The 23,974-nt window shown below is 44.8% G+C and carries 15 protein-coding genes and 1 pseudogene; 13 read left to right on the forward strand and 3 right to left on the reverse strand.

Annotation, left to right across the window (positions count from 1 at the left end; all coding sequences use genetic code 11):
- The first annotated feature begins 38 nt into the window (after positions 1 to 38).
- Positions 39 to 1,157 carry a hypothetical protein gene (locus tag BHV73_RS11260; RefSeq protein WP_087412323.1) on the forward strand — a complete coding sequence of 373 codons (1,119 nt, stop codon included), beginning with the start codon at positions 39 to 41 and terminating at the stop codon, positions 1,155 to 1,157.
- Here BHV73_RS11260 and BHV73_RS11265 read toward each other — a convergent pair.
- Both BHV73_RS11265 and BHV73_RS11270 read right to left on the reverse strand, forming a co-directional pair.
- A complete protein-coding gene (locus BHV73_RS11265; protein WP_087412324.1) occupies positions 1,123 to 1,827 on the reverse strand; it encodes an SAM-dependent methyltransferase in 705 nt (234 codons plus the stop codon). The two genes, BHV73_RS11260 and BHV73_RS11265, sit on opposite strands and share 35 nt — an antisense overlap.
- Positions 1,828 to 1,964: 137 nt before the next feature.
- Positions 1,965 to 2,822 (reverse strand): enoyl-ACP reductase FabI, encoded by an 858-nt coding sequence (locus BHV73_RS11270; RefSeq protein ID WP_022218190.1) that lies wholly within the window; start codon positions 2,820 to 2,822, stop codon positions 1,965 to 1,967.
- Positions 2,823 to 3,144: 322 nt separating this feature from the next.
- Here BHV73_RS11270 and BHV73_RS11275 point away from each other — a divergent pair, with 322 nt between their 5' ends.
- The 11 genes and pseudogenes from BHV73_RS11275 (at position 3,145) to BHV73_RS11325 (ending at position 21,309) form a co-directional block, all read left to right on the forward strand.
- A complete protein-coding gene (locus tag BHV73_RS11275) occupies positions 3,145 to 4,746 on the forward strand; it encodes a glycoside hydrolase family 28 protein (protein ID WP_087412325.1) in 1,602 nt (533 codons plus the stop codon).
- A gap of 108 nt (positions 4,747 to 4,854) precedes the next feature.
- The gene (locus tag BHV73_RS11280; protein ID WP_087412326.1) at positions 4,855 to 6,084 is read left to right on the forward strand and encodes a DUF4861 domain-containing protein; all 1,230 of its coding nucleotides are present in this window, start codon (positions 4,855 to 4,857) and stop codon (positions 6,082 to 6,084) included.
- A 23-nt stretch (positions 6,085 to 6,107) separates the two neighbouring features.
- Positions 6,108 to 7,784 carry a glycoside hydrolase family 43 protein gene (locus tag BHV73_RS11285; RefSeq protein ID WP_087412327.1) on the forward strand — a complete coding sequence of 559 codons (1,677 nt, stop codon included), beginning with the start codon at positions 6,108 to 6,110 and terminating at the stop codon, positions 7,782 to 7,784.
- Between the two features lie 54 nt (positions 7,785 to 7,838).
- Positions 7,839 to 8,489, forward strand: a complete 651-nt coding sequence (locus BHV73_RS11290) for an HAD family hydrolase (RefSeq protein WP_087412328.1) — start codon at positions 7,839 to 7,841, stop codon at positions 8,487 to 8,489.
- Between the two features lie 7 nt (positions 8,490 to 8,496).
- A complete protein-coding gene (locus tag BHV73_RS11295; protein WP_087412329.1) occupies positions 8,497 to 10,977 on the forward strand; it encodes a glycoside hydrolase family 95 protein in 2,481 nt (826 codons plus the stop codon).
- A 194-nt stretch (positions 10,978 to 11,171) separates the two neighbouring features.
- Entirely contained in the window at positions 11,172 to 12,644 is a 1,473-nt protein-coding gene (locus tag BHV73_RS11300) for a pectate lyase (protein WP_229116230.1), read from the forward strand.
- Positions 12,645 to 12,678: 34 nt separating this feature from the next.
- Entirely contained in the window at positions 12,679 to 12,966 is a 288-nt protein-coding gene (locus BHV73_RS11305) for a hypothetical protein (RefSeq protein WP_286738355.1), read from the forward strand.
- Positions 12,858 to 14,345: pseudogene (locus BHV73_RS11310) on the forward strand (pectate lyase); the annotation flags it as partial. The gene BHV73_RS11305 and the pseudogene BHV73_RS11310, both read left to right, overlap by 109 nt.
- A 270-nt stretch (positions 14,346 to 14,615) precedes the next feature.
- Positions 14,616 to 17,849, forward strand: coding sequence for a SusC/RagA family TonB-linked outer membrane protein (locus tag BHV73_RS11315; RefSeq protein ID WP_164470620.1), 3,234 nt, complete (start codon positions 14,616 to 14,618; stop codon positions 17,847 to 17,849).
- A 17-nt stretch (positions 17,850 to 17,866) separates the two neighbouring features.
- Positions 17,867 to 19,726, forward strand: a complete 1,860-nt coding sequence (locus BHV73_RS11320) for a RagB/SusD family nutrient uptake outer membrane protein (protein WP_087412332.1) — start codon at positions 17,867 to 17,869, stop codon at positions 19,724 to 19,726.
- A 20-nt stretch (positions 19,727 to 19,746) separates the two neighbouring features.
- Positions 19,747 to 21,309, forward strand: coding sequence for a DUF5123 domain-containing protein (locus BHV73_RS11325; RefSeq protein ID WP_022218201.1), 1,563 nt, complete (start codon positions 19,747 to 19,749; stop codon positions 21,307 to 21,309).
- A 316-nt stretch (positions 21,310 to 21,625) separates the two neighbouring features.
- On the opposite strand, the gene BHV73_RS11330 is transcribed toward BHV73_RS11325, so the two are convergent.
- The gene (locus tag BHV73_RS11330; protein WP_087412333.1) at positions 21,626 to 22,264 is read right to left on the reverse strand and encodes an HU family DNA-binding protein; all 639 of its coding nucleotides are present in this window, start codon (positions 22,262 to 22,264) and stop codon (positions 21,626 to 21,628) included.
- A 329-nt stretch (positions 22,265 to 22,593) separates the two neighbouring features.
- Between BHV73_RS11330 and BHV73_RS11335 the strand changes: the two genes are divergently transcribed.
- Positions 22,594 to 23,814 carry a VapE domain-containing protein gene (locus BHV73_RS11335; RefSeq protein WP_087412334.1) on the forward strand — a complete coding sequence of 407 codons (1,221 nt, stop codon included), beginning with the start codon at positions 22,594 to 22,596 and terminating at the stop codon, positions 23,812 to 23,814.
- The last annotated feature ends 160 nt before the right edge of the window (positions 23,815 to 23,974 follow it).

Here is a 23,974-nt window from a genome sequence, read left to right on the forward strand (position 1 = left end):
GCCGTTTGTTAAAAAGGAAACGGCAAAATAGCGTAGTAATGGGCAAGCAAAGAGTTCTATCATCCAAGTTCAATATGTCGCTGGGATATATCCCCGTCATTATATCCATTATATTATGTGAATTCATAATACAAGACATAGCCATCTACATCGGTACAGGTGTGGGATTATTATCAAGTATTTACATGTGGCGGCGTAAAGGCTCGCATATCCCCCAGATTATACTGTACTGTACAACAGGAATGTTATTATTATTAACAATAACCTCTTTATTTTCCACCGATTATTGTCCGAAAGCCATGTTTCCATTCACATTGGAAATCAGTGCGATTATACCGCCGCTCATCATCTTCCTGAATAGAAGACGCTTTTTAAGCTACCATACCGCCCAAACCCATAAATGCTGCAAACAATTCTTTGCACAAGGTGCCGAAGCCGCCATTGTATCGGCACGCGTACTATTACTCATCGGCTTTTTACATTTCCTTATCATATCGCTTGCCATATTGCTCAGCCACCCGCTGAGTGATACGATGCGTCATGTCTTATTCCGCGTCATACCGCCTTGCGTATTTATATTGAGCATCTTATTCAATCAATTCGGTATCTACTACTTCAATAAAGTAATGAAACATACCGTATTCGTACCTATCGTGACAAAAAAAGGAGATGTTATCGGAAAAGCAATAGCATCCGAAGCCATCAACCGTAAAAACGAATATATCAACCCGGTTATCCGCGTTACCGTAGCCTCGCACGGCATGCTGTTTTTATTGCCGCGCCCCCAATGCAGCCTGCTCGAAAAAGGAAAGACGGATGTGTTAATGGAGAGCTACTTATTGTATGGAGAAACTCTGGAACAGGGCGTAGAAAGAATTTTACTGAGAACGTTGCCGACAGCACCACTGCAGAATCTTCATTTCAGTTTCATGTACCATTTTGAGAATGAGGCCACCAACCGTTTGATTTATCTCTTCACCCTTGATCTGGATGATGATTCCATCTTATGCAATAAAAAGTTTAAGGGCGGAAAGCTTTGGACATTCCAGCAAATAGAACATAATCTCCATCGAAACTTTTTCAGCGGTTGTTTCGAATGTGAATATGAGCATATAAAGGAGATTATTTATACAAGAGAAAAATACAAGGAATTTTAGACAAATCGGGAACCTTACCCTGCCATTCCTTCACCGTTTTCGTTTTAATATATTCTCCCTCACATGTGATATTGGCAGCAATACAAAGTTTGGTCTGAGGGCGGCAGTTATGCAGAATATCCTCTATCATTTTATTGTTGCGATAAGGAGTTTCTATAAAAAGCTGGGTCTGATGCTCATTATACACACGCTGCTCCAACACTTTCAGTTTCTTGGCACGCTCACCGGGCTCGATCGGCAGATAACCATGAAAAGCAAAACTTTGCCCGTTGAAACCGGAACCCATAACCGATAATATAATGGAAGAAGGTCCGACCAAAGGAATAACCCTCAGGTTCTTACGTTGGGCTATCGCCACTACATCCGCTCCCGGGTCGGCAATAGCCGGACATCCTGCCTCAGAAATCACTCCCATTGAGTTTCCTGCTTCAAGCGGCTTCAAATATCCGGAAATATCTTCCGGTGACGTATGTTTATTGAGCGTATAAAACGTAAGCGAATCGATATCTGTCTCCCTATCCACCTTCTTTAGGAAACGGCGTGCCGAACGCACATCCTCCACTATAAAATGACGGATACCCAAAATCACTTCTTTATTATAAGAAGGTAACACGGTTTCAACAGGAGTATCGCCTAAAGTAACAGGCAATAGATAAAGAGCAGTTTCCATGTGAATCAACTAAAGTGATAAAGCAATAGAGCGGTAAGATTATAAAGGGATAAAATAAAGCGATAAAGCGGTAAGGTGATAAGGCTATGAGCCTAAATTACGATCACCCCATCACTTTACCGCTTCATCATCCTTTTTTATCCGTAGATTATATTTCCGTTTTCGTCTTTGTACTCATCCAGACCTTTTTCATAAGTAGCCATAGCGCGCAAGCTCATACCTACACTGGAGAATCCACCGTCGTGGAACAGGTTCTGCATAGTAACCTTACGGGTTAAGTCGGAGAACATAACGATGCAATAATCCGCACATTCGTCAGCCGAAGCATTACCCAGCGGAGACATACGGTTGGCAAAGTCAAACAATTTGTCCATTCCCTTTACGCCCGAACCGGCAGTAGTCATTGTAGGAGACTGAGATATTGTATTGACACGTACATTGTGCTCACGTCCGTAAATGTAGCCAAAACTACGTGCAATAGACTCCAACAGCGCTTTTGCATCTGCCATGTCATTGTAACCGTAGAACGTGCGTTGCGCTGCTACATAACTCAGAGCCAAGATGGAACCGTATTCTGCGATGGCGTTCATCTTCTTGGCAGCCTGTATCATCTTATGGAAAGAAACCGCCGAAATATCCAGCGTCTTACCCAACATATCGTAATCGAGATCATCGTATGTACGCTTCTTGCGCACATTCGGAGACATACCGATAGAATGAAGAACGAAATCCACCTGGCCGCCCAATACTTCCATAGAACGTTTGAACACATTCTCCAAATCTTCCACACTGGTAGCATCCGCTGCTATGACTTCGCAATTCAGTTTTTCAGCCAATGCCGAAACTTCACCCATACGCACAGCGACAGGTGTATTGGACAAGGTGATCGTCGCACCTTCTTCTACTGCTTTTTCTGCAACTTTCCAGGCAATGGATTGCTCATTCAGAGCACCGAAAATAATGCCTCTTTTTCCTTTCAACAAATTGTAACTCATACCTTTTTTACTAAGTTTTGAGCTGCAAAGATAGTGCAAAAACCCCGAAAGCATGCAAAGAAAAGGCTAAAACCACAAAAAATACACTAAAACCAACAATTAGTACACATATTTTCAGCCAAAGCCCGATACTTTTGCAATTGGTAATTAAGAGGTTTTTTCATAATATTTATTTAAGGTTAGAATTAGGTTAACATGAATCAATTTATTATTTCTTTCGTAGGCCACTCGTGAGAGCAGCTTACGGGGAAGTAATAAAAATTAAGGAATACCGCTTAATCCATAAATCAGAATTCATAAATTCATTAACATAGTATCACGAATGAACACATTATTCAAAAAGCTATTTACGCTTACCGCATTTTCTTTTGCATTACTGCCTGTACAGTATGCCGTTCATGCCCAATGCAAAAATCCCATAGATGAAAACATCTATAAAGAGTTGCCTTTCAATATGCCAAAGGTTGAGCAGCCGTCATTTCCGGATTATACAGTCAGTATCCTGCAATTCGGAGCAAAAGGCGACGGAACTACCTTAAACACAAAAGCGATTAATGACGCCATTAAAACCGTCAACGCAAAAGGCGGCGGTAAAGTAGTCATCCCGGAAGGATTATGGTTGACAGGCCCTATCGAGTTATTAAGCAATGTCAACCTGTATACCGAAAAGAATGCCTTGGTGGTCTTTACAGATGATTTTAATGCCTATCCTATTCTCGAAACATCATTTGAGGGTCTGAACACCCGCCGTTGCCAATCACCTATCTCCGCACGCAACACAGAAAACATAGCCATCACAGGTCATGGCGTGTTCGACGGTTCGGGTGACAGCTGGCGTCCGGTGAAGAAAAGCAAACTGACCGCCGGTCAATGGGATGCGCTCGTTAAATCAGGCGGTGTAGTAGACAAATCGATATGGTATCCTACAGCCGGTTCGCTAAAGGGAGCATTAGCCTGCAAGAACTTCAACAATCCCGAAGGTATCGAAACAGACGAGGAATGGAATGAAATCCGTCCATGGTTACGCCCCGTATTACTCAATATCGTTAAGAGTAAAAAAGTCTTATTAGAAGGAGTCACATTCAAAAACTCACCGAGTTGGTGTCTGCATCCGCTATCATGCGAGCACATCACTATCAACCAAGTAAAGGTATTCAATCCCTGGTACTCTCAAAACGGTGATGCTTTAGATTTGGAATCCTGCAAGAATGCATTGATAATCAATAATATCTTCGATGCCGGTGACGATGCCATCTGTATCAAATCCGGCAAAGACGAGGACGGACGTAAACGCGGTGAACCTTGCCAGAATGTTATCGTAAAGAATAACACAGTATTGCACGGCCATGGCGGCTTCGTTGTAGGCAGTGAAATGTCCGGCGGCGTAAAAAACATCTATGTAACAGACTGTACTTTCCTCGGCACAGACGTAGGCCTGCGCTTCAAGAGCACCAGAGGGCGCGGCGGTGTTGTAGAGGGAATCTACATTCACAACATCCACATGATTGATATACCTCACGAACCGTTGCTCTTCGACTTGTTCTATGGTGGCAAAGCTGCCGGCGAAGAAACGGAAGAAGACCTGAAAGGCCGCATGAAGACAACAGTTCCCCAAGTAACCGTTGAAACACCTTCTTTCCGGGACATCCATATCTCCAATATTATTTGTAAGGGTTCGGGACGCGCCATGTTCTTCAACGGACTACCCGAAATGCCCATCAAAAATGTAACCGTAAAGGATGTAATCATCAACGATGCCAAAGAAGGCGTTGTCATCAGCCAGGCGGAAGGTGTAACGTTGGAAAACATACGTATAGCAACCAAGGGACACACATTGAACGTGAAAAACGCTAAAAATCTGAAAGTAGACGGAAAAGTGTATACCACTATCGGCACAGAAGGAAAAGTGTTGGATTTTAAGTAGAATTCGATAAGTTAAGAAGCTCAAAGCAGACAGTCTTTTTGCCAAAAGAAAGAGAGCTGTCTGCTCTTTTTAGTTTAATTTTGCCGCAATTAATTAAACACATTCCTTATGAAAACGACCTTTTTAACCGGTTTCCTGTTATTGTGCGCGTGTACTCTTACCGCACAATCTCAACCAAGTACCAAAACCATTTCGGTAGAAGTGAGCAACTCATGGAGCAAAGACAAAGCCGACGCTCCGGTAGTATTAAAAATCAAAGACCTGCAACCCGGTTTCCGTGTGCGTTCTGCCGTCGTAATGAACGGCAATGAAGAAATTCCTTCGCAGTTGGACGACCTGAACGGTGATTTGAAAGCCGATGAATTGGCCTTTGTCATGGATATTCCTGCCAAAAGCAAGAAAATGCTGACCATTACCTTGTCTTCCGCTAAAACGGATAAGACCTACCCGTCGCGTGTATTTGCCGAAATGCTGATACGCGATACAAAAAAACAGAAGCATGCCCCCATACAGTCGGTCACAGTGCCGGGAACTACCAACTTTTATAGCATGCTACATGGACACGGACCCATGTTTGAATCGGAATTAGTCGCTTACCGCGTCTATTTTAATCAAAAGCAAACCGTTGACCCGTACGGTAAATTCAAAAAGGGACTGGAAATCCAAGAAAGCCGGTTCTATCCTAACGACGAGCAGCTTGCGCGCGGATTCGGCGATGACGTGCTGATGGTTGGCAACAGTTGCGGTATCGGCGCCTTGAAAGGTTGGGACGGGACAAAAGCCACTCATATAGAGCCGATAGCGTTCCGTACAGAAAGCATTCTTGCCTACGGCCCCGTACGCACCATAGCCGATGTGACCGTCAAAGGCTGGGACTATCAGGGAAAAGAGCTGAATATGACCAACCGCTATATCCTTTATGCCGGACATCGTGACCTGTTGGTAGAAACGTTCTTTGACGAACCCCTGCAAGATGAAGTGTTCTGCACCGGCGTACAAAACATTATGGGTAACGAAACACTTTCGGAGTCCGATCATAAAGGCTTGGTAGGTAGTTGGGGAAGACACTGGCCGGTAAACGATACTGTAAAATATGCAAAAGAAACAGTAGGTATCGCCACCTATATTCCACAGAAATACATCCGCAAAGAAGTAAAAGACAAAGATAACTTCCTTTACACTCTTTCCGCACCGGGCAGCGACCGTTTCCACCATTACACCATGTTTACGTCATGTAAGGAAACGTTCGGCTATCCTACTCCCGAAGCATGGTTCGCTTATATGCGCGAGTGGAAAGAAGCACTGCAGCACCCGGTTCAGATAAAAATCAAGAATTAAAAATTAAAGAATTAAATCGTGACATGAAAACCAGAAACGCACTTTTAGGACTCAGCCTGCTGCTTGCATTACCGCTGGCGGCACAAGAAAAGAATTATGTTTCCGAGGTATGGGTAGCCGACCAAGGTAACGGTAAATACAAAAATCCGATACTCTATGCAGACTATTCCGATCCGGATGCCTGCCGTGTAGGAGATGACTTCTATATGACCTCTTCCAGTTTCAACTGCCTGCCGGGGTTACAGATTCTGCACTCCAAAGACCTCGTGAACTGGAGCATCATCGGAGCTGCCGTTCCTTATGCCCTCTCCCCCATTGAAACGCCGGAACGTCCGGAGCATGGCAACCGTGTATGGGCGCCCGCTATCCGCCATCACAACGGTGAATTCTATATTTTCTGGGGCGATCCCGACCAGGGCGCTTTCATGGTAAAAGCCAAAGACCCCAAAGGTCCGTGGACAGAGCCCGTACTCGTAAAACCGGGCAAGGGTATTATAGACACCTGTCCTTTCTGGGATGAAGACGGAAAAGTTTATATGGTACACGCTTATGCAGGAAGCCGTGCCGGATTGAAGAGTATCATATCCATTTGCGAGTTGAATGCGGATGCCACCAAAGCCATAACGCAGTCACGCATCATCTTCGACGGTCATGAAGCCCACCAGACTTGTGAAGGTCCCAAACTCTACAAAAGGGGAGAATATTACTATATCTTCCATCCGGCAGGCGGCGTACCCACCGGTTGGCAGGTTGTTCTCCGTTCCAAGAACATATACGGTCCTTACGAATGGAAAAAGGTGCTGGCGCAAGGTGACAGTCCCATCAACGGCCCTCACCAGGGAGCATGGGTAGATACTCCTACCGGTGAAGACTGGTTCCTGCATTTCCAGGATGTGGGCGCATACGGCCGTTTGGTACACTTACAACCCATGAAATGGGTCAACGACTGGCCTGTTATCGGCATCGACAAAGACGGTGACGGTTGTGGCGACCCGGTACTGGTTTATAAAAAGCCGAACGTAGGCAAGACATATCCTATCTGCACTCCGCAAGAAAGTGATGAGTTTGACGGCTATACCCTTTCTCCGCAATGGCAATGGCATGCCAACATCAACGAAAAATGGGCTTATTACGCAGGAGATCAAGGCATCGTACGTCTCTACTCCTATCCTGTTGTCAAAGACTGCAAAAACCTTTGGGACGTAGCCAACCTATTGTTACAGAAAACTCCCGCCGACAATTTTACCGCCACCATGAAACTGACTTTCAAACCGACGGAAAAGTACAAAGGAGAGCGCACCGGACTGGTAGTTATGGGACTCGACTATGCCGGACTTGTTTTGGAAAACACGGAAAAAGGCCTGGTATTGTCCCAGGTATCTTGCCCTAAAGCGGAAAAAGGTACTCCCGAAACAGTAAACGGTACAGTCGGTTTAAAAGACAATACCATCTACCTGCGTGCCAAGTTTACCTCTGACGGGAAAAAGATTTCCAAGAGCGAAGGCGGACACGACCTGTTGGTACTGTGCAACTTCAGTTACAGCTTCAACGGAAAGAAATTCCAGCCATTGGGCAAACCGTTCCAAGTGAAAGAAGGCAAATGGATCGGCGCTAAAGTAGGTATGTTCTGTACCCGCCCGGCCATTGTTACCAACGACGGCGGCTGGACAGACGTAGACTGGTTCAGAATTACAAAATAACAAGTTCCCGGCGAATTGTTATATCTTTGTGCCGAAAACCAAAAGAAAAGAACAATGAAGAAGCTTGTTATATTTGACTTAGACGGAACGTTATTAAACACCATTGCCGATTTGGCGCAAAGCACCAATCATGCCTTGAGCGTACTGGGTTATCCCATGCACGAGGAGTCGGCCTATAACTTTATGGTAGGCAATGGAATTAACAAACTATTTGAAAGAGCTCTTCCCGAAGGCGAAAAGAGCGAGGAAAATGTACTCCGCGTCCGTAAGGAATTCGTTCCTCACTACGATAGGCACAATGCCGATAAGAGCCGTCCCTATCCCGGCATTCCCGAACTGTTGGAACAATTACAGTTACAGGGGCTACAAATTGCGGTTGCATCCAATAAGTATCAGGCTGCAACTCAAAAACTGATAGCCCACTATTTTCCGAAAATAGATTTCGTCGCCATATTCGGCCAGCGAGAAGGGGTAAACGTGAAACCCGACCCCACCATTGTAGAAGATATTCTATCCATTGCCAAAGTAGATAAAAAAGACGTGCTCTATGTAGGAGATTCCGGTGTGGATATGCAGACTGCAATCAATGCCGGAGTAACTTCCTGCGGGGTTACCTGGGGTTTCCGTCCACGGACTGAGTTAGAGGAATTTAATCCTGACTATATTGTAGATAGAGCAGAAGAAATTTTAAAATTGACAAACTAAAAAAACGATGATAAAAAAGTGCTTCCTACTGTGCCTTACCATTTGTTGCATCAGCGGTAAGGCCACAGCACAAAGTAATAATAACTTAAAGCTATGGTATGACAAACCCGCCAAACAATGGGTAGAAGCCCTGCCCTTAGGTAACGGACGCATAGGAGCGATGGTTTTCGGCGATCCCGCACACGAACGGTTCCAACTCAATGAAGAAACCGTTTGGGGCGGCTCTCCTCATAACAATACTAATCCCAAAGCTAAAGAAGCGTTGCCCCGCATACGCCGGTTGATATTCGAGGGGAAAAATAAAGAAGCGCAAGAATTATGCGGCCCCGCTATCTGCTCACAATCGGCCAACGGAATGCCGTATCAAACTGTCGGTACACTGCATCTTGATTTTGAAGGAATCAATCAATACGATGATTTTTATCGGGATTTGGATATTGAAAAGGCAATAGCTACCACCCGTTTCACAGCCAATGGCATTACGTACATACGGGAAGCCTTTACCTCTTTTCCCGACCGGTTGCTCATTATCAAATTAACAGCATCAAAGAAGAAAAGTATTTCTTTCACAGCACATTATACCACACCATATACCGAAAATACAGAATTTTGCATTTCTCCCCGCAAAGAACTGCAACTAAACGGTAAAGCCAACGACCATGAGGGTATTGAAGGAAAGATACGATTCACCGCACTCACCCGGATTGACAATAACGGAGGTACGTTAAAAGTAACTTCGGACAGTACTTTGCAAGTCAAGAATGCCGACAGTGTTACTCTATATGTATCTATCGGTACAAACTTCATAAACTATAAAGACGTGTCGGGAGATGCATTGAAAGCAGCACGGCAATACATGAAACAAGCCGGTAAAAACTACACGAAAAGGAAAGAAGCCCACATTGCCGCCTATCAACAATACTTTAACCGTGTTTCACTGGACTTAGGCAGCAACGACCAAATCAAGAAACCGACAGACCGGCGTGTAAGGGAATTCAGCTCCGTCACCGACCCGCAAATGGCCGCCTTGTACTTCCAATTCGGACGTTACCTGTTAATATGCAGTTCGCAACCCGGCGGGCAGGCCGCCAACCTGCAAGGTATTTGGAACTACCAGTTACGAGCTCCCTGGGACGGAAAATACACTACCGATATCAATGTAGAGATGAATTATTGGCCGGCCGAAACAACCGCCCTGTCCGAGATGCACGAACCGTTCCTGCAATTGGTAAAAGAAGTGGCCATACAAGGCCGCGAAAGCGCCTCCATGTATGGCTGCCGTGGATGGACTTTGCATCACAACACCGATATATGGCGTACCACCGGTGCCGTAGACGGCGCTAAATATGGTGTTTGGCCAACTTGTAACGCTTGGTTCTGCCAGCACCTGTGGGATCGGTACCTGTTCTCCGGCGATAAGAATTATTTAGCGGAAGTTTATCCGATTATGCGCGGCGCCTGCGAATTTTATCTGGACTTTTTAGTGCGCGAACCTAAAAATAACTGGCTGGTGGTAGCCCCTTCCTATTCACCGGAAAACAGTCCGTCTGTTAACGGTAAGCGCGGTTTTGTAATTGTCGCCGGTACCACCATGGACAATCAAATGGTCTACGACCTGTTTTACAATACCATTCAAGCCGCCAACTTAATGAATGAAAACACAGCTTTCACAGACAGCCTGCAAACCGTAGCCAACCATTTAGCCCCTATGCAGGTAGGACGCTGGGGACAACTGCAAGAATGGATGGAAGACTGGGACAATCCTCAAGACCATCATCGACATGTATCCCACCTATGGGGATTATATCCAGGCCGTCAAATCAGCGCCTATCACTCCCCTGTCCTTTTTGAAGCCGCCAAGACATCACTGACCGCCCGCGGCGACCACTCTACCGGTTGGTCTATGGGATGGAAAGTCTGCTTATGGGCACGGCTGCTCGATGGCAATCATGCTTATAAACTGATTACCGAACAGCTTCACCCCACCACCGATGAACGCGGACAAAACGGTGGTACGTATCCTAATCTGTTCGACGCTCACCCGCCTTTCCAAATAGACGGCAACTTCGGCTGTACGGCCGGCATAACCGAGATGTTTGTACAGAGCCACGACGGTGCTGTCCATCTTCTGCCCGCGTTGCCCGATGTGTGGGAGCGTGGCGTTATAAAAGGAATTCGCTGTCGCGGCGGTTTCCTGCTGGAAGAAATGAAATGGGAAAAGGGGCAAATGCAAACAGCTACCATATGCTCCACCATCGGAGGTACCCTACGCATACGTACCGGCTCTCCCCTATATTTGAATGGAGAAAAACTCTCCCCTACTTCAGAGAAACTCTGCAAAAACCCATTTTTACAACCGCAAGCCATACGTAAACCGCTAATTGTAGCTAATTCATCTTTATCTACATTCGAACATACAATAACCTATGTGTATGATATAGAGACAAAGCCAGGAAAGAAATATATACTTTCAAGCAAAGCTTTATAATATTACTATTGCGTATAATAAATTTAAAAAAATAGGCTTACCAATAACGTTTATAATCAACAAAAAATATGCAAGTAAAAACAAATATTACACAAAACGCTCTTTATTATTAACCTATATTTGCGCCCATCAAATTAACCTTATGTATATCAAAGCATTTTTAACTAAGGTATGCAATAATAAAAGAGTATAATATGATGAGAACATTTTTCTTTGGACTACTCAGTACATTATTACTACTGTCTTCCTCCATCAGCCAGGCTCAAAACGCCACACCTGCCCCCGACCGTGGCAAAGTACCCGCATTTCCGGGTGCAGACGGTGCAGGTAAATATACTACCGGTGGTGCGGGCGGTACCGTTTATACCGTTACCTCATTGGCAGATGATGAAACGGAAGGGACTTTACGTTGGGCTATCCGCAAAAAAGGTCCTCGTACCATTGTCTTTGCCGTAAGCGGTATCATCGAACTGCAATCCCCGCTGAAAATAAATAACGGCGACCTCACTATTGCCGGACAGACAGCTCCGGGCGATGGTATCTGCCTGAAGAATTACACCATGAGCGTTCAGGCCGACAATGTAATCGTACGCTTCATCCGTTCACGTATGGGTGATGATATCAAGCAAAAAGGTGATGATGCCATGAACGGCTTCAAGCATCACCGCAACATCATCATCGACCATTGCTCCATGAGCTGGAGTACGGATGAATGTGCTTCGTTCTACGACAACAGCGACTTTACGATGCAATGGTGTATCATCAGCGAAAGCCTTGCCAATTCCATACACGAAAAAGGCTCACACGGCTACGGCGGATTATGGGGCGGACAGCCTGCCACTTTCCATCATAACCTGCTTGCCCACCACACCAACCGTACTCCGCGTCTTTGCGGTAGCCGTTATACCGGCAAACCTGAAGAAGAAAAAGTGGAACTGTTCAATAATGTTATCTACAATTACGGCAGCGACGGTGCATACGCCGGTGAAGGCGGTTCATACAACTTCCTTGCCAACTATTACAAACCGGGACCTTTCACCGCTACCAAAGGCTCATACAAACGTCTTTTTACCGCCTATGCCGATGATGGCAAGAATAAGAATGCAGCAGGTACACATGGCGTATTCTACTTCAATGACAACTATGTAGACCCGTCTTGTCCGAAACTCTCCGACAAACAAAAAGCCGATATATACAAAATACAGCGCGATAACAGCTACGGTCTCATCATCAAGAAAGACTTTGCTCCCGAAAAGGAGCTCCTCGCTGAAAAGCCATTCGATATTGCCGAACACACTTCCCTGCAATCGGCACGTAAAGCCTATAAGTCCGTCCTCGACTACGCCGGAGCTTCTCTGAAACGTGATGTCATTGACGCCCGCATCGTAGAAGAAACACGTAAAGGCAATTATACTCATGAAGGTTCGCACGGCAGTACCAACGGTATGATAGACCGTCCGACAGATGTAGGCGGCTGGCCCGTATATAAATCGGAAAAAGCCCCTCAAGATACAGATAAAGACGGTATGCCCGATGAATGGGAAAAAACCAACGGTCTGAATCCGAATGATGCAACTGACGGAGCCAAATACGGTCTGAACTCTCAATACACCAATCTGGAAGTGTATATAAACAGTCTTGTCAACCATTTATTCCCTCAGAACTAACCTTTCTGATGAGCCACTATATAAAAACAAAAAAATGAGATATATCAAAATCATACAAGCTGTCCTGTTCATTACTCTCCTTACAGGGGTAGCAGCAGCCTGCTCGGACGACACTCCTGCCGGTGAAGATAATTCTACGGAACAAGGGGGAAACGGAGCCACCGACAAAGATAATCCGGATAACAATGGGAACTCTGATACGGAAACTCCGACTCATCCGAATATCCCACTCCTGACCGTTCCGCTATTGCAGCCTTCCCGGGAGCCGAAGGTGCAGGTAAATATACCACCGGCGGCGCGGGCGGTACTGTCTATGTGGTAACATCGCTCGAAGACAGCAACGCACCGGGCACATTACGTCATGCCGTAGAGCAATCCGGAAAGCGTACTGTGGTATTCGCTGTAGGCGGAGTTATAAAGCTGAACAAACAATTGGTTATCAGGAATGATGATATCACAATCGCGGGACAAACCGCACCCGGTGCAGGCATTTGCCTGAAAGATTACACCCTGCGAGTCAATGCCAACAATGTAATCATCCGTTTTATTCGTTGCCGGATGGGCGACGAAGCGCAAACCGAAGATGATGCCATGAACGGTTACCAAAAAGAATATCCCGGAAAAAGAAACATTATCATAGACCACTGTTCAATGAGCTGGAGTACGGACGAATGCGCGTCATTCTACGGCAATACAAACTTCACCATGCAATGGTGTATCGTCAGCGAAAGTTTATGGCACTCCGTACACGACAAAGGGAATCACGGTTACGGCGGTTTATGGGGTGGAACGCCTGCTACATTCCATCACAACCTGGTTGCCCACCACAGCAATCGTACCCCGCGTCTTTGCGGCAGCCGCTACTCGAACCGTGCCGATATGGAAAAAGTAGATTTGTGTAACAATGTAATTTACAACTGGACCAGCGAAGGAGCTTATGGCGGGCAGGGCGGTTCGTATAACATTCTGAACAACTACTATAAACTCGGCCCGGCTTCCGTTGCAAACGGAACTCACGCACGTTTCTTCACCGCATACGTAGACAAAGGAAGCGAGGAATATCCGCAGGCAGCCGGAGTTTACGGACATTTTTATCTCAGCGGCAATGTGATAGACAATACCCGGACAGATTTGTCGAGTTCACAACAAGCTGAAGTTGCAGCAGCCAATGCAGACAATACTTCTTCTACCGCCTTTGTTGTAAAGGATGAAAGAAATGCTGCCGAAATTACAACAGCAGTGGAAGCCTCCGACCTGTTAGCCCCTGTCCGTTTCTCCACCTTGCCGGATTACAGTTTTGTCGAATCGGCCGATGCTGCCTACGAATCGGTACTTACATACGCCGGTTCATGGATTTGCGGTTGGACAGCCAATGGATACACCATCCCTAAACGAGACAAAATAGACATGCGCATCGTCAACGACACCCGCATGGGCATATTCTCCACTACCGCCTCCAAAGGTGGCGGTAACGGTTTGATAGATACTCAGAGTGATACACCTGAAAAATGGGATGACTATGTTGCAACGACATCCTCTCTTATCGACAGTGACAACGATGGCATGCCCGATGAATGGGAAAAAGCCAACGGACTTGATCCAAACGATAATAGAGACAGCGGCAAGTACAATCTGAATTCCCAATATACCAATCTGGAAGTGTATATAAACGGATTAGTAAAAACTCTATATCCTTTTTAATCCGGTCATAAAACAGCATATATTATAAGAAGCTTGTTCACTTTCTTTAATGGATAGTAAACAAGCTTTTTTATAAATTTATGTCCCAGAGCGTACTCATGAAGGGAGTTAACCCATTTATGTAAGACAGATAACAAAAATTACTAACCTAAAAACAAAAATTGCACATCTGCTTTTTTATATCAATTTACATTTGCGCTCAGGAATTAACAATATGTGAAAACACATACCATAATGGGAAACACTTTTTAATTTATAAATATGCAAAGAATGTCTAAAATGAAAAACATGCGCACTGTGTTACTATTTTTAATAGTAGCAATGATAACGCTTGGCGTATCAGCGCAGACTGTAACCGTAAAAGGTACCGTGACAGACAAAACAGGAGAAACCGTAATCGGAGCCTCCGTAGTTGAAAAAGGAAATACCGGCAATGGTACGATAACCGACATTGACGGAAACTTCTCCTTGAGTGTCCCCACCAATGCAACTTTAGTTTTCTCATACGTAGGTATGACAACACAAGAAATCGCAGTGAAAGGACAGCAAACTATTAATGTTGTTTTATCCGATGACGCACAAGCCCTGGAAGAAGTTGTAGTAATCGGATACGGCTCGGTAAAAAAGAAAGACCTGACAGGCTCCGTTGCCACGGTTAATTCCGAAACACTGGCTGCCGTACCCGTTGCTTCCGCTACCGAAGCTTTGCAGGGAAAAATGGCAGGTGTACAAATCACTACAACAGAAGGTTCGCCCGATGCAGAAATGAAAATCCGCGTACGCGGAGGCGGTTCTATCACAGGCGATAACACTCCGCTCTTCATCGTAGATGGTTTCCCGGTAGAATCCATCAGTGACATCCCCGCTTCAGATATCGAAGACATGACTGTGCTGAAAGATGCTTCTTCAACAGCTATCTACGGTTCACGTGGTGCAAACGGTGTTATCTTGGTTACTACAAAAAGCGGTAAAGAAGGCAAAGTCAGCGTTTCGTACAACGCTTATTATTCATGGAAACAAATGACCAAAACCCTAAACACACTAAGCGCCAGTGATTACGTAAAATGGCAACGCGAATACGCCCTATTAAGAGGAAGCGAAGATAAGTATACCACCCTTTTCGGTAATTGGCAAGATGCCGACCTCTATTCTACAGCTCCTACCAACGACTGGCAGGAACAGGTATTTGGCCGCACCGGACACACTTTTAACCATAATATTTCCATTAGTGGAGGTTCTGAGAAGACAAAGTTCAATATGAGTTATGCCCACATGAACGACAAAGCTATCATGTTGGGATCGTCTTTCCGACGCGACAACCTAAGTCTGAAACTTAGCCATAAAGTAAATGACAAAGTAAACCTTGACTTCTCCATGCGCTATGCCGATACAAAAGTAAACGGAGCAGGAGCCAACGAAAGTAAAACAGAAGTATCTTCCGCCGACTCTCGTATGAAGAATGTGATGATTTACCCTATGTTCAACTTTCCCGACTTGAGTGACGGCTATGACCCTGACCTGCAATTAACGAATCCGATTACCTCTGTATATGATACGGACCGTAAACAAAATCGTCAAACTTTCAACATGAATGGTAGCTTCTCATGGGAAATCTTTAAGAACTTCAAGTTTAAGACAGAATTTGGTTTGGATTGGTACTATAATACCGACAAAAAATACTATGGTAACTCTACCTACAATGCACGTACCAACAGTACCAGTACAGATGGTGTTCATCCGATGGCATACTTTGCCGATACCCAACGCAAAACCTTCCGCAACACCAATACGGTGAACTATGACTTCAAGGATATCATCAAGAATAAAGATCACAGTTTGAATTTACTCGTAGGACAAGAAATGCTGAACAAGCAAAGTTTACTGAATGACGACCGTCTGCGTCTGTATCCCACCGACTTTACAGCCGACCAAGCTTGGAATCTCTCCTCGCAGGGTACTCCCTATCAAGTAAACAAATACAATAATGCCGATGATAACCTCTTATCATTCTTTGGTCGCGCAAACTATAACTTCCAGGACAAATACTTGGTAAGTGCCACTTTTCGCGCCGACGGTTCTTCCAAGTTTTCAAAAAACAACCGTTGGGGATACTTCCCTTCAGCAGCAGTAGCATGGCGTATCTCTGCAGAGAATTTCATGCAGAACACACAAAATTGGTTGGATGATTTGAAACTGCGTTTCTCTTATGGTACTGCAGGTAACAATAATATTCCCTCCGACCAGATTTCTCCCGTATGGTCTTCCAACTCTACTACTTGGTTAAACCAATTCAATACTTATTGGACAAGCGGACTAGCTTCAGGGCAAAGTGGACTGTATGCCTCCAACCCCGACCTGACTTGGGAAACAACTATTACCCGAAATTTAGGTTTAGACTTTACACTCCTTGGTGGTAAAGTTTCCGGTAGCGTAGAATATTATTGGAATACAACAAAGGACCTTCTCATTGCCTTCCCTGTATCTGGTTCGGGCTATGACTACCAATATCGTAATCTTGGCGAAACTGAAAATAAAGGTTTGGAAATATCCGTTACATGGAATGCTATCAATACCAAGAACTATGGACTGACTATCAGCGGCAACGTAGGTCTCAACAAAAATAAAGTAAAGAACCTCGGCACATTGAGCGAATATAAAGCATCCTCTGGCTGGGCTTCCACACAAATTCAAGACGACTATGTTGTGAAACCGGGTCGCCCTGTAGGCGAAATCTACGGTTATATAAGCGCAGGCCGATATGAAGTGAGCGATTTTGAAGACTATTATGCATCTGGTGAAAAATGGGTGTTGAAAGAAGGTATAGCAAGTGATGCAAGTGTGATAGGGACCAGCTACCTTAGACCGGGTGCCATGAAGTTGGCAGATATCAGCGGTCCTGACGGTACTCCTGACGGTGTAGTAGATGATAACGATCGTACCGTTATCGGTAATACCAATCCTAAGGCAAGCGGTGGTTTCACCCTTTCCGGTCGCGTATACGGCTTCGACCTGAGTGCAAACTTCACTTACAGTATTGGTAATGATGTATATAATGCTAATAAGATTGAATATACATCGGCATCACAATACTACTACCGCAACATGCTTGATATCATGTCTGAAGGTAATCGCTGGACCAACCTCGACGCCAACGGAAACTTGGTGAATGACGCCGCACTGTTGGCCGAGATGAATGCCAATACCACCATGTGGTCACCTTACACCAACTATGTATTGAGCGATTGGGCTGTTGAAGACGGTTCGTTCCTGCGTCTCTCCACACTGACGCTCGGTTATACATTACCGCAGAACCTCACCAAAAAAGTAGGTATCAACAATCTGCGTTTCTACGCTACCTGTTACAACGTATTCTGCCTGACAGGATACTCGGGTTTCGACCCCGAAGTTTCTACCAGAAACAAAACAGCCCTCACACCAGGTGTGGATTACTCAGCCTATCCTAAGAGTCGCCAATTTGTAATAGGTCTTAACTTGAACTTCTAATAAATACGAAAGATAAAATGAAAAATATATTATTCAAATCCTTAGCAGTAGTAACCCTGATGGGTGCACTGTCTTCCTGCAATGATTTTCTGGAGCAGACTTCTCCATCCTCAATGGATAGTGAAAAGATTTTCAGCAGTCAGGAATTTGCCGAAGGAGCCATCGCTAATATCTACAATGAATTTGGACAACAAAACTACCGTGCACGTAGCGTATGGTACGGTTATAATACAGATATCGAATTGTTTAACGGTTCAAACAAAGGTGACGGAAAAGCAGACTTGGCAACCTATAATGCCAATACCGCCAACGACCAGATGAATGTAACGACCGGCACCGATTTATGGGCAAAGATATACGCCGCCATCGAAAAGGCCAATCTTGCTATTGAAGGTTTAAGAGCTAATGCAGACTTGACTGATGCCAACATGAAACAGTTACTTGGCGAAGCACTCACTCTGCGTGCGTTACACTACATCGACCTCATTAATATGTGGGGCGACGTGCCCGCACGTATGACTACCTTGAACTCCGAGAACATGTATTCCGGACGTGAAGACCGCGATGTCATCTACAAGCAACTTATCATCGACCTGCAAGAAGCACAAGATCTCTGCGCATGGCCTAACGAATTGGCTGCCACACAAACGGTAGAACGTGTAAACAAAGCGTTTGTCAAAGGATTTCTGGCACGCGTCTGCATGCAAGCTGCCGGCTACGCCCAGCGCCTTGACGGAGAAAACCGTCTGAGCACAGACGAGGAACTCACTAAAGAGAAACTTTACCCTATCGCTCTACAAGCTTGCAAAGATGTAATGGCACAAGAAGGAACATACGTAGCTTTGAAACCCAATTTCGAAGATGTATTCAACAACAACGGTATCTCGGGTGACGTGATTAACGCCGGCAGCGAGTCGTTATTCGAAATCGGATACAGTAATGACCCGGTGCGTGGACGTATGATGTATACGTTTGGGATTAGACACAGAAATGCAGACAACATGACGACAATGACACAAGGAAGTTCCGTAGGCCCTATGCCGACATTCTATTACGATTACTCCCCAAAAGATAAGCGTCGTGACATTACCTGTTGTCCTTTCCAGTGGGAGAAAGGAAAGCAAAGCCTTCAGGCTTTCAGCAGTTGGAGTTTTGGGAAGTTACGTTTTGAATGGGCAGAACGTATGATTTCCGGTGGTGGTACTGATGATGGTATCAACAAACTTTATATGCGCTATGCTGATATCATATTAATGCGTGCCGAACTGGAAAATGAATTAAATGGCCCCGATGCCGCAGCTCCCTGGCTCACAAAAATCCGCGAACGTGCATTTGCCCCTGCCGATTATGCCACAGAAGTAACCGATTATGTTACCGCAGCATCACAAAGCAGAGCAACAATGTTTCAAGCTATAGTCGATGAAAGAGCACTTGAGTTTGCTGGTGAATTTATACGCAAGGCTGACCTCATTCGTTGGGGAATGTTGAAAAGCAAAATGGACGAAGCAAATGCAAAAATGAAAGCCATCGTTACACTGACAGATTATGATGCTAAGCACCCGTACAGCCAGCTTTCCGGTCGTATATTCTATAAAATGGAAGATTTTAATTGGACGCGTAATGGTATCTTGAATATAGAAACTAATGCCAAACTTATACTTTACGGTCTGAACTATGGCGAAACCGGAAGTGCTCCAGCAGGTTATACTGAATATACCGACAGTAAAGGAGAAGTATCTACTTGGATTAAAGAGAATGTACTGAAAGATATTATCGACTATCTTTATGTGCAAGACCCAGACAAACGCCAATATTGGCCTATCTTCAATGTCAATCTGAATGATAACCCGAATCTGACAAACTACGAGTGGTATTAATTATTAAAAAAGACATAACAATGAGAAAATATATAATCGCAGCACTTGCTTTCGCCACAATACTGGCCGGAGGCTTAACATTCACTGCATGTGATGATGTGGACGATGTGAAAGATTTGACGCTGGACCGACTGCTGTCACCAACAAATGTAACGGCTTTCATCAGAAATAAGACAAATGTTGAGCTAAAATGGGATGCCATAAATGGAGCAACATCTTACACAATCGGAGTTTTTCAAGGTAACCCGAATGATGGTGCTTCCGCACTGATTACAGAAAGTACAGAAGATGTTACTTATACTATTACTGGTTTAGAAGGAGAAACAGAATATACTTTTGGAGTCAAAAGTGTTGCGGAAGGAAAGAATGACTCTAAATGGAGTCTCATTACTCGCTCCACTGATGCAGAACAGATATTCTACGATGTATCAGATGATGATTTACAAGCAACAAGTGTAACACTACGTTGGCCTGCCGGAGAAACTGCAACTACAATCGTCATCACTCCGGGAGAAATCACCCATTCAGTTACTACAGATGAAATTACAGCCGGAGCCGCTACAATCAGCGGCTTGGTTTCCGAAACGACATACACTGCAAAACTGATGAACGGTGAAAAGACACGCGGTACAGTAACATTCAAAACACTAATAGACTTTGGTGACGCAACAGTCGTTCAAGAAGGTGATAACTTAGTGGATATTCTGGATAATGCAGCAGAGAATGCGGCTATAGTCCTTGTTTCCGGTACGTTCGATCTTGGAGAGTATGCATTGACAAAATCTGTAAATATCTCTGGTTATAAATCATCTGACAAGCCAACTATTAACGGACGGTTCACTGTTGGTGCCACTACCATATCCTTGTCATTAACCAATCTGATTGTAGACGGACTCTATGAGCAAGACAATCTTTTGGAATTAAAAGACGCCAATGCTAATGTTTCAAACTTAAATATAATAGGATGTGAAATACGCAATACCAATAAACATCTGATCTATGCAAATAAAATAGGTAAGTTTGGTAATATTACCATTGATAATTGCATTATTGAAAATGTGAAAGACAGTGAAGGTGACGGCATTGATTTACGTGAAGGAAGCGAATTAACCTCCTTAGTCGTTAATAAGTCCACTTTTAGAAATGGTTTTCGTACATTTCTGCGTTGTCAAGTAACAAATACAGCGACAGTATCATTCAATGAATGTACATTCTATAACGTTTGCACATTAGATAACTCAAATAACAGTGGTCTTTTCCAAATGGATAAAACTACTGCATCCAGTCAACTGTCTGTCAAGAAATGCTTCTTCTATGGTGTTGGAATAGAAAATCCCCAAAATACCGCTTCTGGCGTTTGGGCTAAAAAAGGTAAAATGAAGGCAACATGTTCATACATACAAAATTATTATTATAACTGTCCTAATCTTTGGAACACTAGCAACAGTCAATATGCGGACGCTCACGACGACGTGGCAATGGAGACTGTCGACCCGCAATTTATAGATGCCGCCTCCGGTAATTTAACTATAGGAAATCAAACGGTTAAAGATTTGGCAGTCGGAGATCCACGCTGGTATTAAACAAAGAATAAGACTCAATTCTCACATTAAATTATTATTGCAGAAGGGGTTGTCCAGTATTGGGGCACCCCCTTCATCTTTCCGCCGACCAGTCTCACGGGCGAATTCCTCTTCCCAAGTTTGGCAAGCACTACCTATAAATAAATGACTATTTGCCCCCTATCCGGTAAAATAAAAGAATTAAAATAATCAATAGAAACAAAAGCAAAAAGAAAGAACGTAATGAAATCAACAAGCAAACTATCAGTAGCCTATAACCTCATTACTGGAATACAAATGTCTGCATGATGCAAACAGTTCGTAATATAAGAACAATTTATTGCCGTACAATCCTATCCCTGCTCACCCCGTAATACCCCGCTACGGGCACATATACCGGTTGCGTAGGTATTCCGATATTCTGAATCTTCCCTTCCGCCCTCAGCCTGCGGATATGCTCCATCGCTTTCGACTTCATAAATCCGCAAATCTGCTGGAAGTCCGCACGGGTCATTAATTGATGTTCGGTGAAATAAGTTCGCAAACGCATATCTATTTCCACATCCGATAGTTTGCGGGAATGCCCGTTGTGCCTGATATTTTTAAGCTTCACGGCTCCCACTTCGTTCTTCAACGCTTGGTCGGCACGAAACTTGATACCTTTTAAACGGACTTTCGTATTTTTGCGTTTCGTTTCCGCCGTCACCCCTTCTATACATTTCAGCGTAGGATGAAAATAACCTATCCCGTCCAGGTGCACTTGGCGACCGTCACCCAGCTCCTGCCCCAATACATGCGACAGCGCATCGAGTACAGCCGTTACATCCGTTTCCGTCAGCGAGCAACGCTCCTGAATTTTACGCCTCACATAGTCTGTTCCTATCTTTCCATTGTACGTGATGCGTGCATGGAGCTTTTTCTCGTCCGGCTGGTTCGGCGGTACCGGATTCTCATACCATTCAAAATGAATTGCCATAGTGCTGTATTTATTTATACTGTGTAAAGTTAACGCTTTCCCATGAGATAATCTATTTTTCCTACGAGAATAAATGGGTGCCGGCAACTGCCAACAGAGCCGTTGACGATTGTAAACAGAACCGCCGACAGCTATAAACAGACCTGTTGACTACTGTCAACACCCTGTTTCGCTACAAGATAAAACGAATTATCCCGCATTGAAAACGCAATAATGCAAGGACTTGGCACGTTCAACGCCACAAGCGATAATAGTGTGAAAAAGGCTTGCGAAAGGCTGTTTCCCGATAGTAACTTCGCGGCACGAAACTATCAATAAAAACAACGTGTATGATGAAAAAATGTATTATGAAACTTATCTCCTTTTTATTAAGGAACCGGAAACGCGAGAGACAGTCCCGCATAAAGAAATACAATCCGACAGAACAGGTTAACCGCTTCCTGCAAACCGGCTATGCCTTCCGTTACAACCGGCTGACAGAGGAAACAGAATACCGCCCCATTGGAATTGCAGACAAAGCGTTCCTCCCTGTCGGCAAACGGGAACTGAATTCCTTATGTCTCGAAGCCCATGCCCGGGGCATCCTATGCTGGGACAAAGATATCAGCCGCTTTCTTTTTTCCAAATACGTACCGGAATATCATCCTTTCCTGCTCTACTTTGAGCAGCTTCCCGCTTGGGACGGTATCGACCGGATTGACAATTTGGCACACCGCGTATCGTCCGAACCCTTCTGGATAAGCGGTTTCCACACATGGATGCTCGCTCTTGCAGCCCAATGGACGGGACGGACAGGCAAACATGCCAACAGCGTGGCTCCCCTGCTTGTCAGTTCCCGGCAGGGTTGCCTGAAATCCACCTTCTGCAAAAGTCTGATGCCCGACAGCCTGTCCCGCTACTATTCGGACGAAATAGAGCTCACGTCACGAAGTAATGTCACCCGCAAAATGTCGGAAATGGGACTGCTAAATCTTGATGAGTTCGACAAATACTCCGCCAAGCAAATGCCGCTGCTCAAAAGCCTGATGCAAATGGCTGATTTAAATCTTTGCAAAGCATATCAAAAGAACTTCCGTAATCTCCCCCGCATCGCTTCTTTCATCGGCACAAGCAACCGCTTCGACTTACTTTCCGACACTACGGGCAGCCGGCGTTTCCTATGCGTAGAGGTAAAGGATAAAATTGATTGCAGCCACATCGAACATAAACAAATCTATGCGCAACTGAAACAAGAGCTTGCAGACGGAGCCCGCTACTGGTTTACCGCCGAAGAAGAGCAGGAGCTCCAAGAACACAACCTTGCCTTCCGACATCACAACCCGGCAGATGAAGTGCTGCACAGTTGCTTCCGCCCCGCAACGGCTGAGGACTCAAAAGAAGAGGTAATCCACCTCTCCGCCGCCGACATCTTCAAAGAACTGAAAAGGCAAAATCCCGCCGCCATGAGAGGGACAAATCCAAACAGTTTTTCACAGCGACTCGTGCCCGACGGCTTCGTGCGGAAGCACGGACGCTATGGAAATTTCTATCCGGTAGTGCCACTCGCATGAAGAAACAAGCAACTTCCCGACTCAAGTTCACAAAACAGGGGTTCACCCGCAAACCCCGATGAATAGGAAGACATGAAGGGAGAAGGGGTGTCATGCACAAAAGAATTTCAGGGGTAAAAACTAATTTTTCCACAAAGAATACCAAAAAATACTATGGTGT

It is taken from the genome of Bacteroides sp. 44_46, from assembly GCF_001915465.1.
GTDB classification, from domain to species: domain Bacteria; phylum Bacteroidota; class Bacteroidia; order Bacteroidales; family Bacteroidaceae; genus Bacteroides; species Bacteroides clarus.

Coding starts and splice junctions, on each gene's coding strand:
- BHV73_RS11260 (WP_087412323.1), top strand. CDS start 39: ATGGGCAAGCAAAGAGTTCTATCATCCAAGTTCAATATGTCGCTGGGA.
- BHV73_RS11265 (WP_087412324.1), bottom strand. CDS start 1,827: ATGGAAACTGCTCTTTATCTATTGCCTGTTACTTTAGGCGATACTCCT.
- BHV73_RS11270 (WP_022218190.1), bottom strand. CDS start 2,822: ATGAGTTACAATTTGTTGAAAGGAAAAAGAGGCATTATTTTCGGTGCT.
- BHV73_RS11335 (WP_087412334.1), top strand. CDS start 22,594: ATGATGAAAAAATGTATTATGAAACTTATCTCCTTTTTATTAAGGAAC.
- BHV73_RS11315 (WP_164470620.1), top strand. CDS start 14,616: ATGTCTAAAATGAAAAACATGCGCACTGTGTTACTATTTTTAATAGTA.
- BHV73_RS11300 (WP_229116230.1), top strand. CDS start 11,172: ATGATGAGAACATTTTTCTTTGGACTACTCAGTACATTATTACTACTG.
- BHV73_RS11280 (WP_087412326.1), top strand. CDS start 4,855: ATGAAAACGACCTTTTTAACCGGTTTCCTGTTATTGTGCGCGTGTACT.
- BHV73_RS11295 (WP_087412329.1), top strand. CDS start 8,497: ATGATAAAAAAGTGCTTCCTACTGTGCCTTACCATTTGTTGCATCAGC.
- BHV73_RS11275 (WP_087412325.1), top strand. CDS start 3,145: ATGAACACATTATTCAAAAAGCTATTTACGCTTACCGCATTTTCTTTT.
- BHV73_RS11305 (WP_286738355.1), top strand. CDS start 12,679: ATGAGATATATCAAAATCATACAAGCTGTCCTGTTCATTACTCTCCTT.
- BHV73_RS11330 (WP_087412333.1), bottom strand. CDS start 22,264: ATGGCAATTCATTTTGAATGGTATGAGAATCCGGTACCGCCGAACCAG.
- BHV73_RS11285 (WP_087412327.1), top strand. CDS start 6,108: ATGAAAACCAGAAACGCACTTTTAGGACTCAGCCTGCTGCTTGCATTA.
- BHV73_RS11320 (WP_087412332.1), top strand. CDS start 17,867: ATGAAAAATATATTATTCAAATCCTTAGCAGTAGTAACCCTGATGGGT.
- BHV73_RS11290 (WP_087412328.1), top strand. CDS start 7,839: ATGAAGAAGCTTGTTATATTTGACTTAGACGGAACGTTATTAAACACC.
- BHV73_RS11325 (WP_022218201.1), top strand. CDS start 19,747: ATGAGAAAATATATAATCGCAGCACTTGCTTTCGCCACAATACTGGCC.